Source organism: Rhizorhabdus argentea (genome assembly GCF_037861105.1).
In the GTDB taxonomy this organism is placed as follows: Bacteria; Pseudomonadota; Alphaproteobacteria; order Sphingomonadales; family Sphingomonadaceae; genus Rhizorhabdus; species Rhizorhabdus argentea.
In genome coordinates this window covers 1-13,824 of record NZ_JBANFK010000041.1, presented here as the reverse complement: position 1 = coordinate 13,824, position 13,824 = coordinate 1, and the positions used below count along the sequence as shown (strand labels likewise).

The following is a 13,824-nucleotide window of genomic DNA, read 5'->3' as shown; positions in this document are numbered from 1 at the left end:
CCTGCGTGCGCTCCTGAGAGCGGACTTAAGAGCGGTCGCTCACCTGCCAGGCAAGGCGGGACCCGCCGGATGGATACAGAGAGACGGGCGCTCCGCGGGAGCAACGCTCTGTCGGCAAATCGGATGGGTTCGCCACCAACTTCCGCGCATTATCCTCCTGCTTCATGCCCGCCCGGGGCCGCGACACGCCTGTCATGAAGAACTTGATGCTCTCGTAGATGCTGCAAACGCTTTTGATGAACTTGCTCATGCCGTTGCCTGGCGGCGAGCCGAGCCTGATGGAGCTCTTCGTGCCTCTTCAGCGCTTCCACCCGTTGTTCGTGTAGCACCTGATGTTCCTGAATGTCGGTGACCCGCTCTTCGTGAGCCTTTTGATGCGCCGCAATGTCAGCCGCTCGCTCGGCATGGGCTTGTTCATGTCTCTGGATCCCGCTTACTCGCTCCTCGTGCGCCCTCCGCCGTGCTTCCTGGGAAGGGGAGGACTGCTGCGCGACTGTCGATCCGCTGATCGCCAGACCTGCAATACCGATCAAAAGTTGTGCATGTTTCATGTGAACCTCGGCTCATTGGAGTTATCCCACCGCAAAAACCAGCTCGCGGTAGACCATGTTCCGTCGCCTTCGGCCACCTGACATCGGATAAGAACCGATCGCCGACAGAGGGCTCATTGTGAAATTAAGTCTTGCTGCAGTGACCGGCGCCCGAGGGCCAGGTTGATTGTCAGCAAGCGAGCACCTTCCCCAATGAGAGCCCACTATTACTAGTACTAGCGTAAGCGGTGTTTTCAGCCCTCGGCAGTCCAGCCGTCGGTGAGAAGCGGTGGGCGCGCAGAGGCGTGGTAATGAAATGACATGAACATCATCGACTCAGCTATACGCTTGTGATCTTATAGCTTCTGGTGCGCCCTCGCTGATCGTTGCTCTGAATTCGGCGACCAATGGGATCGAACACGGTCGTTATCCTGGCGCCAACTTACTGTCGGCGCAGCTGCACCCACACCCAGCCGGGCTACGCACGCCAGCATACAGCGTGGACCTTCAGCCTTGACCTCGACACGATTACCGGAAGCCGCTCGTATCCCCATACCCGTCTGCGACGCGGGTGCGCCGCCGACAACCGCGAATGGTGGTCGCGTTTCCGGCGCGCCTTAGGCAGATCGTGAACCCGTTCAGTCCTGAGCGCGTCGCCGGAACGCTTCAAGTTGCTACATCCCGAAACCGGCTTGCTAATGCAAATGCGTCGCATTAGGTGCCCTGCTAATCTATATTGGGGACACTTCATGCGATATATCGGGATGGCCGCCTTGTTGATCTGCGTTTCAACCGCTGCAACGGCATCGCCGGGCGTGGGAGATCCCATTTACGGGGCAACGGTCGAAAAAGGAGCCACCGAGTTCGAGGCTCGCTATGGCCGGCTGACCAACGGAGCGGCCGACGGGCAAGATGGTCTCGTGATCGAGGCGGAGCATGCTTTCACCTCGAACTTTTCCCTGGCGGGGTTGATCGAGTCGAGCCGCGAGCCGGGAGTGTCGCGCAAGGTGGAGGCGCTTGCGATCGAAGGCGTCTACACGCTCGGTAAGGTGAAAGCGCTGAACCTCGACACAGCGCTATATGCCGAGTTCAAGCACGGCCTCCATGGCGAGCCCGATGCGATAGAGGCCAAGGCCCTGTTCGAGCACCGCGCGGGTGCCTTCGATGGTCGGCTCAACCTGATAGCAGAGCAGCCGCTGCGCAATGGCGAGAAGCTCGAGTTCGCTTATGCGGCTTCGGTCGATTGGGCGGTGTTCGGCGACGAGCTAAAGCTCGGGCTTGCAGCCTTCGGCGACATGGGAACGCCCGAACGTTTCGCGCACCGCGAAGAGCATTTCATCGGTCCAGAAGCCAAGTTCGAGATAGAACATCTCGGGCCTGGAGAAATCGAGATCGAGACTGGCTGGCTGAGGGCGTTCGGTGCCGCTCGCGACATCACCGATGGTCAGGCGCGGCTTCTCATTGGCTACGAAGCGCATTTCTAACTGTCGTCCGCTGAGTCGAGCGTGGCCAACTCGGCGGCACGACCTTACCGGGACCGGCGTCGATCCAATAGGGTTTAGCGGCGGAAGACGCGGGAAGCTGTTCCCGCGTCCAACCATATCAGCATCTGGCGTTACTGCGCTCGATCGCCGCGCCCGCTATAGCGCCGGCACCGCCGCCGAGGATCGTACCCACCGCGTTATCGTGGTGGCTTGCGATTCCTCGGCCGAAAAGCGCGCCGGCTAAACCGCCAAGGATCGCGCCAGTCGTCCCGCCGCTCTCGCAACGCGATGAATGACGGTGGTGGTGGGGACGACGATAGCCGCCGTCATCATAGTAATAACCTTGCCGCGCATAATAGCGGTCATCATCATAATCGCGCCGTTCATATCCGCGGTAGCCGCCGCGATCATAGTCTTCATCGTCGCGATCATAGTCGCCGTAGCTGCCATAGTTGGCACCATAGGCTCCCTCCCGGTCATAATGGTTCGCGACTGCCACTGCTGGCGAAACCGCAGCCACCAAGCCCGCGGCGCCGATGGCCATGCTGAGCAACGTGCGTGACATCCTCAATACCTTTCCTGAGTCGAGCTACTTGCACATCGTCTACGTCAGGTAGCTTGGCCCTCGACTGAATGGCTTTGGCAGCGAATATTCATATGTTCCGGAAGCAACGGATGGGGCCGAACCATCATGCGCGGACTCTCGGGATCGAGTGAGGGTTGAGAAGTCGGACCGAAAACCCGTGGACTGCGTCTGTGAGCACGCTGGATTACCCGCGCTTCTTCGGAAGCGCACAGCATGATTCGCGTGCCCGGGATCATCGATATCCGTTGGACAGGGCTACAAGCTTATCCATCTGCAACGAGCAGGCTTTAGGTGGCGGGGCCGGCTAGGTGACGCCGCGCTGGGAAAGGCCGCCCGGTTTCGATGCGAAGTCAGCCCGAGTTCATCTGCTCGCTTGTAATAGGGTCGAACGAGTTGGCGTTGCGTCTCTTTATAGGAAGTTGAAATGGCTCAGGTTGTCTCCGCAGGCGATTACGCCTTTCGCATGGACGAGTTGGACCTCCAGGATCTGACTTCCGGCACCTATCTGTCGCGCTCGTCCACCGGCTTCGCACTCGATGCTGGCGATGGCTACACCACCGAGTTTCGGGGTTTCGATCTCAGTTACGACGCCTTCGGCGATCCGCTTACCGGCACCATCACCGGCATCACCAATAGCCTTGACGGCCAGGCGAATTTTGAAATCACTCAGATCGATGCCACGGTGGGCGAGTTCGCGCATTGGGCCTTCGATCTTTCTGCCCAGGACGGTTTTGCGGCGCTGCTTGCGGGCAATGACAGCTTCTACGGTAGCGATTTCGATGATTATATGCAGGGCTTTGCCGGCCATGACGACCTGTATGGCGGCGACGGCAGCGACACACTGGCCGGCGGAAGCGGCAATGATCATATTTATGGCCAGTCGCCTTATGGCGGCCCCGACGGCAACGATGTCATCTACGGCGGCTCCGGCTCCGACTATATCCAAGGGAATGCTGGCGATGACTCGCTCGATGGTGGAACCGGGTCCGACAGGATCGTCGGCGGACAAGGTAATGACGTTATTGTCGGCGGCGACGGCAATGACTCGATCAATGGCAATCGCGGTGACGACATCATCTACGGTGGGGCCGACCACGACACGCTGCGCGGCGGCCAGGGTGATGACTCAATCAGTGGCGGCGATGGCGATGACCTTATCTCGGGCGATCTCGGTACCGACACGCTGCGCGGTGGCAATGGCAGCGACCTGTTCGTAGTGTCTGGGCTGGGGTCGACGATAAGCAACGGCCCAGACCTGATCGTCGACTTCGGCAATGGCCGAGACGTTATCGGGCTCGACTTCACGCCCACGGCATTGGTGAGCGGCACGGCGCAGACCTTCTTTTCCGCGGCCACCGCCGCGCAGCAGATGTTCGATGCGCATGCTGGCGGCAATGAGGTTGCAGCGCTCGGGGTGGGGGAGGATACCTATATCTTCTATTCGAGCAGCGGCGGCGCGACCGTCGATTCTGCCATCGAGTTAGCCGGCGTCAGCGCTTCAGAGATTTCGGTTTACGACTTCATCTAGACGCATGGAAGTTGATAGAGAAACTGACGTGATCACGTCGAAAATGGTCAAATCAACAATGTCGATGGCGATGTCCAGTCGGGTAACCGACAACGTCCAACATATTTGATCGAGATTGTCCTAGGCAAGGCTAGGTTGCTCGATCTCAGTCTCTATCGACTCCTGTATCGAACTATTATTAACAGCTTTATGGCTAGCGAAGTGGGTGTCGCGCTTGGTTCTACGACGTCCTCCCCTGAGCTTCGCTATTTTGTAGCGATCCGCCGCAACCTCTATGAAAGCCAAGCCGACAACTAGCGTGACAGCACCCCAAATCACCATCTTACGTCGTACCCTGCGAGAATTGGATGCAAGCGCTGCCAGTCCGAGCATGATGAGTCCCCCGATGCTGCCCGCAACGGACGCTAATGGTGCGCAGCGCTTCCTACAAGCGAGGCGGATCATGCGCCATGCTGGCTGATCCGGTTGCATGATGGGGCAGGGCAGGCCACCGTCGTCAGGAGCGCATTGGCCGCTCCGCCTGAAGGCACTGCTATAGAACTGGAACGCTGCGTTGGTCGACGAATGACAAAACACGGTGATCTACTCGTTTGCGACCTCAACCTGGATATCGCAGAAAATCCAACTTGGCCCATTTCCATCGTCGCCGTCAGCGGTTCAAGCATATGGTTGACCGCTACGCGGCATCGCTCAGCTATACTTGCCGATTGTGTAATAAAGCATGCTGAATAACAAAGCCGCGGCTCCGGTGTAAAACACGATATCTCTGGCCTTCTCAGACACCTAGTCACTCCCCGAGTCTGGTCGTTGCTGAAACCCTCATGCAGCAACGGCCCACCGTTTGACGAGGAAAAAACATTGCAACACGATCATTACGGAGAGAACAAATGATTGAATGTTACGCAGGGATGCTGCTAGCGACTTGATGCCAGCTCCTTGGGGGAGCAGTTCGGTTCAATCGATACCCCCGGTGATCTGGATACGGGGGATTGGACTGGCAATTTCCACCCCTCGGACGCGCCTCCTCGGGGTTTCCTTACCCTGAGGAGACGCCTTCCTGCTCCCGCTACAACGTCGTAAGAGGGTGCAGGACCAGCTTCTGCTTTCGCCTTCGCGGCGGTTAGACTGGACTAGCGAACAGCACGCGACAGACATTGCCGTTACCACTCACTCAGGTCCCTCGATGGGGTCTTCGCGCCGGCCGCCAATCCTTACAGTGCAGCTTGCCCTAAACGATTCAATGCTGCCATTCATCCGGCTTACCGTCCTACAAAAGGTGAGCAAACCCGTCTGACGATTGTTGCGCCTCGCTCGTGGTCACCAGACGGACGCGCCAGCGGGCACCATAAGCACCTCGCCCGCCATCAGGCCAGATAGGCGGCCGATCCATGCCCGGATCGCTTATTTGGTAACGCTCTGCCAGACGCCTCCCCAATCCTCGGCTGGGGAGAAGTGGCGGAAAGCCTCGACACGCTCGAGGAAAGTCGATGATGGGCCGTCGCCGGGCATGATGCGCAAGCATTCTCCAAACGCCGCCGCCGCCCTGTCCCAGTCGCTCAGACGGTATGCATTTAAAGCCGCCTCGAAAGCGTCACGCAGTTCGAGTTTGGCGGGAGCGACCGTGCCAATTTCGCCGAGCAATTCGAACACGCGCACCGCCTCGAGCTTACCGACGGCGGCAAGCAGGTCAATTTCGCGCGTCTCGATGCGGTGGCGCACCTGCAGCACGGTTGCCTCGTCGGCCAGGATGAGCGTGCCATAGATCTTGTTGGCTCCCTCCAGCCGCGACGCGATGTTGACGGTATCGCCCATTATCGTGAAGTTCTTTGAAGAGCGCGAACCGATCGATCCAATAACGACATCCCCCGTAGCGAGCCCGATCCGGGCCGCCATCACCGGCGCGCCTCGCCGCAGTCCAAGAACTTCGGGCAGTTCTTGCTGCAAGAGCGCCAGCTGCTGCCGTTGGGCCAGCGCGGCGCGGCAGGCGGACACTGCAGGCTCCTCGGCGCTGAAGGGGGGGCCCCAATAGGCCATCACCGCATCGCCAATATATTTATCGATGACACCCTGATGGAGGGCGATCGGCTCGGCGGCATGGGTAAGGTAGCGGTTGATCAGCCGCACCAGCGCCGTCGGCGTTAGCGTCTCGGAGATCGCGCTGAAGTTCTGCAAGTCAGAGAAGAACACTGTCATCTCACGCTTTTCTCCCGCTTCGAGATCCGTCCGGCCGGCGCCGAGCAGCCGATCTACGACCCGCGGATCCATGTAGCTTGAAAAGGTGTCCTTCATCGCCGCCTTGTTGCGTAACTCCTCCACCATTGCGGAAAATGCGCTCGAGAGCAGACCGATCTCGTCGCGCGCGGTTGTGGGCAAGGTTACCTCAAGGTTGCCGCGTCCAACCTCCTGCGCTCCTGCGATCAAGCTGCGTACCGGCATCAGCATGCGCCGCGTCAGCATAAGGGAGATCAGCGAGCCAGCGAAAAACGCGAAAAATGCGAGGCCGAGATTCTCGAGCGAGACGACGAAGCTGCGCTGCTCGAGTTGATCCAGCCTCGCCTCATCCGCTGCAGCCAAGGCCTCGGCCTCGCTGGTCATTCGCTCGAGCGCGAACAGGACGCGCTTTTCAGTCTCCAGTGCCGTCGTTTGGCGCAAGGCCACCCCGCCTATCGCCGCCGGCCCGGGAGATAGGAACGCCCGAACCGCGTCCCGATACGTAGCATGTTCGCGCCGCACCGTCTCGGTCTCCAGCTGAAGCCGCCCGAGTGCAACGGCCGCCGCCTTCGGGACGTCAGCATTTTCATATTTGCGGATATGGGCGGTCAGTGCGGCAAGACGAGCATCGATCTCCTTATTATATTTTTCGAAGCGACCCAGCTGTTCAGTATGGCGCGTTTCGTCGAGAAGCTGTGGCCCGCCATATCGCATGGCGCGTTCGCTCGCCAGTTCCTCCTCGGCCGTCGCCTGCCCGATTGAATTGATCTCCTTTTTCAGAGGCTCCAACACCTCGACCAACACTGCGCCCTCGCGGGCGACGGCTGCCGACTGAATGAAAGCGTAGATCGCCGCGACGAGCATGATCGCCAGCAGGATCACGCTCAGCCCCACGATCTTTCTGGTGATCGTCAACCGGCCTAGGCGGCGGACGGGCTCATCGGCGTTGAAAGCCCACGTCGCCACTACATTCTCCCTCGAGCCGGCTGCGCGAGGTGACGCTAGGCGACGGCGCTTCGTTGCGCAAGCAGAGCCCAGCCGGCAAATCTGCTCATTGAAAGCTGGCGGAGGGAAGTACCTGTGGCTCAGACCGCCCAAAGCGGCCACTCGACTGCCTTCTGGACGCGCCTGAGCGACACAGTGGCCTCGCGTGAGACTTCGGCCGCTGGTGTTCATAGGGATTGCAAATCAGGCTGAATCCCGCAATCGATGCGGCTTAATGCGGGCCGTTCACCGGCCGTCTGCGACGGTACGAAGCTGCCGTTTACCTACATACCTACGCCAACCCAACCGAGTTGGCGGAAAGCGCCTTCAGCTCAATCCGAATACGGCGCGTATAGTGTCAGCAGCGCAGCCGCCCGTAGAGTTCAACCGCATATTTGATCATCGCTCCGACGCAGTATCGGCCGCTCAGCAACCGAGCCAGCCGTGATGCTTTACCGTGTAGTCCACACAATCTTGTGCAGCACAGGTCAACCCTGCGCTCAAAGTGCGGCCCTAGGTTTCGCCCATCAAGGTCCGGATCGATCTGACGACATGGGGCCGCCTTCCCGGTCGTCAGCACGCGCAGAAGGGCAGGGATCGCCCGAGCGCATTGCCCCGACGGCACGCCCGGCATCTCTGATGCATCGACCGCATGAAGCCAAGAGGACCGCCTTATATGGCCGCAGCAGATAGCGGCGCTGCCACCGTACTGGACGTTGGGACAGGGTATCCGGTCGATGAACCCAATTGCTGCGACAAAGCTCCGCCCCTTCGGGGGAGCTCACGACGCTAATGCCAGGGCACCCAACGCCAAAGAGCCCACCGCTTAAGACCGACTATGCGGCCAAAGGCTTACCTCGCCCTCCACCGTCGTGATACGGTGACGAGAAACCCAGGCCAGGCGACGAGTGCAAACGCCGTCCGGCGATATGGGTGCTCGATCGGCGCTCCGCCTTCACGACCGGGCAACGGCAAAATGATCGCTGCGCGTTAAACGGCGGCATTGATCCGAACGCGTCCCGGTGCGCTTGCTGAGGCTGTGGCGCCCAACAGCTGTCAGATGGGCGAGCGAAGCGGGGGCTGGCGATGATAGATGTACTCTGTGGGGTGTCTTGGGTCGAATGGGCGCTATCACGCAACGATGCGGAGCGTCGACGACGATGCTGCCGTTGCCGGCGCCTACTTGGCCGCTTCCAAGTCATCCTACTTCCACTGCCCGCGGCGCCCCGGCGGGGCCTCGACCCGCAGCCCATCAAGTGGCGGCGTAACCTCCCCAAGGCGCGATATTGCCGAAGTGGAGCGTAATCTCGCAAAAACCGGTGCCGCTCGCCGGCCTAGATGGAGGGCCTACGAGAATATCTGCCGATGAAAGTGTCGGCAGAATTTACAATTTGTGGAAGTTTTTCTGACAGGCTAGTTGAATGACGCCACGAATCAATGTCGAAACGATATTGGCTCGGTTCTTGCTTTCACCATGGATGGGTGTGGTATGCCGGGGTGGAGTAAGTGTGATGAAACTGGGGGAAATGATGTCGCACTCAGCAGATCGCCTTCGACGGCCTCCGAACTCGCGTGGGCGCTTAGTTTCCGCCATGCTGGGCCTACTCGGCGTCGCTGCCGCTGCCGGTGTCGGCGCGACCCCCGCATATGCCACCTACGATCTCACTCAGTTCGTTACCAATGGCGGCTTTGAACAGACGAGCAAGGGACTGGGTCAGATTGGCTATGCCACCCAGGCCATCGGCTGGACCTCGCATCCCTGGGACGTCGGCTATGCCCATGGCACCAATAGCTACAATTATATTATGAACGCTACGACTGCCACTAGCATCGGTTCACCCGCGGACTTTGGCACAATTTGGTTAGCCGGGCCGGGCAATGGCTTCGCTAACAGCCAAGCTGGTACGGGCGGCAATTTTTTTGCCGGCGATGGCCAGTATCACGTTGGCCAACTGACTCAGACGATAAGTGGTCTGATCATTGGGCAAAGCTATACCCTGACGTTTGATTACGCCGGTGCGCAGGTGCGGGGCTATAACGCCGTAACCACACATGCTTGGGATTTCGGTCTGGCCAACGAAGGACTGAATTCCGTAACGCAGACATTGACCAATGGGAGCGGAGGTTTCACCGGTTGGTACACTGCGACTTTCGATTTCGTAGCATCACAGGCCAGCGACACACTCTACTTCATGGCCGCAGGCACGCCAGCCGGACAGCCGCCAATGTCGCTCCTCGACAACGTATCGCTGATCGGCCCCGTGGTTTCGGCTGCCCCTGAACCCGCGACTTGGATGACCATGCTCATTGGTTTTGGCATTATCGGCTTCATCATGCGCGCCCGCAGACCGGGGCTGCTCCGACAGCCAAGTGAGAGCGCCTTCTCCCGGCTCGATTGAATCAGCTCCCGCTGGCTCCGGAAGTCATTTGTTAGGTCCTGATCCTCGATCATGGTCGCTGCGATATCGTTCAGAGCGCGCCTCGGCTAGATGAACGTGCAAGACCACTTTTTTGCTCGTGCTTTATGTCCAACTGCTCATAGTTCGTTAAGGCTGGGGAAATAGAATACAGCGTCACGGAGGATCTACTATTGCCCCGCACACCCTGTAAAAAGCGCCGCCATTCCGTTGAGGAGACCACCATATCTCACGACGGTGGCGCAATAAGGGGGGCTTGCAAACATTGCGGACGCCCGCTTCGACTTACAGTGGGAGGGTGGCACGCGGTCTTCATTCGAGCGGCACCGGCACCCTTCGCTGGGGTGGAGAGGCGCACGCCTCCGCGTGGTACGTTCCGCGATCGAGTGACCTGATTGCATCTTAACCCCTTAATAGCCCGAACGGTCTGCGCATCGCTCTTGCCCTTCTCGCAGTTCTCAGCTGATCCGACGCGGTTGGACCGGTCGACCGAAGTGTGCAGACATAGCTCTGGCACCCGTGAAGGGTTAAGCGGTCGATCGAGCCAAAAGGTCTGACTGGCCAAGGAAGGAACGTGGGGACACCGTCAGACGTTCCTGCGCAGACCTATCGATCGGTGCCAAGCGCAGACGGCAATACGATGTCTTTCCCCGTGATCATCGGCAGCTTCGCGATGCGCCCTGATGCGCAGTTCGTGACGTCGACAGGTGTCGGCTTTGGGTGGAAACGCCCGGCGGCGGCTAGGTGCCGTGATCGGGCCGCGCTCGAATCCCCATTACAAGCGCGGCCCTCACCGAGTCCTTGCGGGCGGACAATGACGAGATAGCCGGCAGGGTTTTCCAAGTGGTTAACGCGCTCGCTTCAGCCGGTTTTCCTGTGCAGGAATTTAGATGGCGGGCGGGAGCGTGTCGCCGGTACGTTGCCGGATAGGTGCGGCCGTGACAGCCGGTCCGAAGGCTTTCGCAACGAAGTACTCGGCGACACGGGGTGAGATCCGCGTCACACGCTGCCAATGTGCAGCAGTGCTAGGCTTCTCGCGCGTAGCCAGCAACCAATTCGACTTCAGCGCGATCACCGAGCACTACGCCTACGCGTTGGTGGAGGCCGGTTGGTGTCACATCGAGAATGGGATCAAAGCCGTCGATCGCCGCGCCACCGGCCTGCTCGATCAGGAAACTCATAGGATTTGCCTCATACATAAGGCGCAGCTTCGCTTTTCCGGGCGACCGGCTATCTGCAGGGTACATGAAGATGCCGCCGCGCTTCAGGATGCGGTGCACGTCAGCCACCATGGAAGCTGTCCAGCGCATGTTGTAATCGTGGCCACAAGGGCCGTGAGCGCCCAGCACACGCTCATCAATAAAGCGCGTTACGGCCGGGGACCATTGGCGTCTATTCGACATATTGATGGCGAACTCGCATTTGCCCTGTGGCATCTGCATATTCGCCTCGGTCATCAGCCAACTGCCGACTTCGCGATCCAAAGTGAATTCGTAGACACCGGTGCCAACGCTCAGCACCAGCAAAGTCTGCGGGCCATAGATGGCATATCCCGCCGCAAGCTGGGCGCGGCCCGGCTGAAGAAAATCGTCTTCCATCACTTCGCGACCGGCGCACGCTTCGGGCGCTCTGAGCACGGAAAAGATTGTCCCTACCGACAAATCAACATCGATATTGCTGGAGCCATCGATCGGATCAAACAGCAGCAAATATTCGCCCTTTGGATAGCGATTGGGGATGCGGTGAAGCGTGTCCATTTCTTCGGAAGCCATCGCCGCCAGATGTCCGCCCCACTCATTGGCGTCCAGGAGTATTTCGTTCGCGATTACATCAAGCTTCTTCTGCACTTCGCCCTGGACATTCTCACTCTCCAGGCTTCCCAGGACTTCGCCAAGTGCACCCTTACTCACTGCATGGCTGATCGTCTTGCACGCGCGTGCGACCGTTTCGATCAGGAGGCGCAGCTCCGGAGCGAGCACGCCCGCCTCTCGCTGTTGCTCGATCAAAAATCGGGTCAAGGTAGTGCGCGTCATCAGGTCGCCTTAGATTGAAGGGGATCGGCATATGGAGCCAGACTGGTGGAGAGAGCCCTATCCGTAAACCGGCCGAACGTTTAGCGAATTCGAGCGTCGGAGTGCTTCTAGTACCGACCAGCCCTCGATGCCGATAGCCTGCGCGACGCCGAGCTTGCGCATCAACGCTGCCACTTCGAAGCCAAGCTCGATGACCACTGGAGAGATCCTGGGGTACGGCAACCGCTGCCTGGAAAGACCTGCGGCGCAAGCGGCAGGCTTACGATGGTGCGCGATCGAGTAAGGTGCGAATTATGGCCTCGGTCTTGAGAACAGTCCAGCAGCTTTAATAGCCTGCAGGGAAAGCGAACGGTCTGTCGATGCGATTTTCGCAACTGTAAGCAGGACCATGGCGAACATCCAACGGCTGGGTTGATTGACCTGTCCGGTGAACGCCGCGTGGTCCTCCTAATTCGATCGACCGCCGACGCGCTGCGTACGCGTTACCATAACGGTCGATATCAAGCTGACGGCATGCGAGCCGTTTGCTGCCGTCACGCAATAGGCGGTCAGCGAGGCGTACGATCGCATGGAAGGCATCGACACCTCGACCGCCCTGTGCGGTATCTGAGGTTCGTCTATAGCGTAGCCGCGCTGAGAGCGCCTCGTCCACCCCAGCAGGATGGCGGCGCCGTCGGGGGGATCGACGTGATCATAGTCGGATAAGCCTGCCGGTTTCGGCGAGTTTGGCCGTTCGCCTAGCTGATCACCGCAACTACCAGCGCGCCGAGCATGAGCAGGCCAGCGGCTCTGGTGGGAGTTCACTTCCTCAGCCAGGCAAACGATCGCAGGCACGCAAATATCACCAGCGGCCAGAACAGCGAGTGGATGATATCAGCGGACGTGTCGGGCCAGCGCCATGAGCCTTTCGCCGCTCGATCGAGAACCTCGTTAATGGCCTCCAGGCTGATCAGGACGATAGGGGGTCGCACGTCGCGAAGTGGTTGCCGGAATAGCACAGCGCTGCCCAACCATATGGCCATGCCCACATATAGATGCGCCGTTTTGTCGCCGCCGAAACTGAGCGCGACCCGCCACATGGCAGCATCATAAAACTGAAAAACGTTCAAGCCTGCTCCGCCAGCGCAGCCGCGATCATGTAATCCCAGATCTCACCAGCATCGCTCGCATTCGTCATGCAGCAGCCGACCGGAATGTTTGCGCCCGCCTTGGTCATTTGTGCCGTCGGCTGACGCATCGCAGCGATGATCTCACGAGCTTGGCCGGCCAACTGCTGCCAATCAGCCGGCGTGCCAGCCTGAACGGCAAGGGTGTGGCTCATCCGCTCTACGACGCCGTCACCGCTCATTCGAGCGGCCCTGCTCCACCATTCGCCGATTAGCCTCTGGAGGCGGCATCCCGGCACCGTTCGCAAAGGCCTGGATCCCAGCCGTCAGCTGCGGCGGAGATCGAAAGGCCAGAACAGAATCTTTGCCCGTCGCCAGCCGATCCTGAGCCTCAGGTAATACTTCTTCTGTTGTCGCCATGCGGACAAGGTATTACCTAAAATGCGCACGGTGCAAGGGCAATCCTCTGCACCCAACCTGGCCGCACGAGCAAACCGGATCGCTGTAGCTTCCCGCAGCCTATACCGGGCGCTGCCGGCCACCGCACGAGCATGTTTTTACCTCCGGTATCGTGCAAAATGCCAGACGCTCGATTTGTGACCATCTGTCGGCTCCGCTGAGGGTCAAGCAATAATATCGCGCCCGAAAAGCTTTCCCCGCGCGTTGCGCCAGCGGCCATCGCGAGGGTGCGGACTTTTGCCATCATCGAGGAGTACGGACCGAAATCCCGGAGATCCTCGAGAGAAAACAGGCGAACCGAAAATCAGATGATCACGGCCTAGTTACCGCCTTCGGCGAGGTTCTGGCGATGCACCGTCCTCCGGAAACCGCGAAGAACGAACGAGTTGAACCGCTGCGGATCTAATCAGGGCTTGCCAACAGCCCGCTGCGCCGCAACATCGTTCCACCCGCCGCTTCTGGAGGCCATGCGCTTCATGTCTTCTT

At 59.6% G+C, this 13,824-nt stretch carries 9 protein-coding genes; 4 read left to right on the top strand and 5 right to left on the bottom strand.

Going from position 1 to position 13,824, the window contains the following annotated elements; genetic code table 11:
- The first annotated feature begins 332 nt into the window (after positions 1-332).
- Together AAC645_RS19905 and AAC645_RS19900 are read left to right on the top strand one after the other, a co-directional pair.
- Entirely contained in the window at positions 333-632 is a 300-nt protein-coding gene (locus tag AAC645_RS19905) for a hypothetical protein (protein WP_340318324.1), read from the top strand.
- A gap of 647 nt (positions 633-1,279) precedes the next feature.
- Positions 1,280-2,014 (top strand): hypothetical protein, encoded by a 735-nt coding sequence (locus tag AAC645_RS19900; protein ID WP_340318323.1) that lies wholly within the window; start codon positions 1,280-1,282, stop codon positions 2,012-2,014.
- Positions 2,015-2,132: 118 nt separating this feature from the next.
- Here AAC645_RS19900 and AAC645_RS19895 read toward each other — a convergent pair whose 3' ends face one another.
- Complete coding sequence (locus AAC645_RS19895; protein WP_340318322.1) at positions 2,133-2,579, bottom strand: hypothetical protein; 447 nt, start codon at positions 2,577-2,579, stop codon at positions 2,133-2,135.
- A gap of 445 nt (positions 2,580-3,024) precedes the next feature.
- Between AAC645_RS19895 and AAC645_RS19890 the strand changes: the two genes are divergently transcribed.
- The gene (locus AAC645_RS19890; protein ID WP_340318321.1) at positions 3,025-4,128 is read left to right on the top strand and encodes a calcium-binding protein; all 1,104 of its coding nucleotides are present in this window, start codon (positions 3,025-3,027) and stop codon (positions 4,126-4,128) included.
- Between the two features lie 1,401 nt (positions 4,129-5,529).
- Here AAC645_RS19890 and AAC645_RS19885 read toward each other — a convergent pair.
- Complete coding sequence (locus AAC645_RS19885; protein ID WP_340318320.1) at positions 5,530-7,305, bottom strand: adenylate/guanylate cyclase domain-containing protein; 1,776 nt, start codon at positions 7,303-7,305, stop codon at positions 5,530-5,532.
- A gap of 1,529 nt (positions 7,306-8,834) precedes the next feature.
- Here AAC645_RS19885 and AAC645_RS19880 point away from each other — a divergent pair.
- Entirely contained in the window at positions 8,835-9,722 is an 888-nt protein-coding gene (locus tag AAC645_RS19880; RefSeq protein ID WP_340318319.1) for a PEPxxWA-CTERM sorting domain-containing protein, read from the top strand.
- Positions 9,723-10,765: 1,043 nt separating this feature from the next.
- Here AAC645_RS19880 and AAC645_RS19875 read toward each other — a convergent pair.
- The 3 genes from AAC645_RS19875 to AAC645_RS19865 form a co-directional block, all read right to left on the bottom strand.
- Positions 10,766-11,773 (bottom strand): class 1 fructose-bisphosphatase, encoded by a 1,008-nt coding sequence (locus AAC645_RS19875; RefSeq protein WP_340318318.1) that lies wholly within the window; start codon positions 11,771-11,773, stop codon positions 10,766-10,768.
- 57 nt (positions 11,774-11,830) lie between these two features.
- A complete protein-coding gene (locus AAC645_RS19870) occupies positions 11,831-11,971 on the bottom strand; it encodes a hypothetical protein (RefSeq protein WP_340318317.1) in 141 nt (46 codons plus the stop codon).
- Positions 11,972-12,878: 907 nt separating this feature from the next.
- A complete protein-coding gene (locus AAC645_RS19865; RefSeq protein ID WP_340318316.1) occupies positions 12,879-13,121 on the bottom strand; it encodes a hypothetical protein in 243 nt (80 codons plus the stop codon).
- Positions 13,122-13,824: the final 703 nt, after the last annotated feature.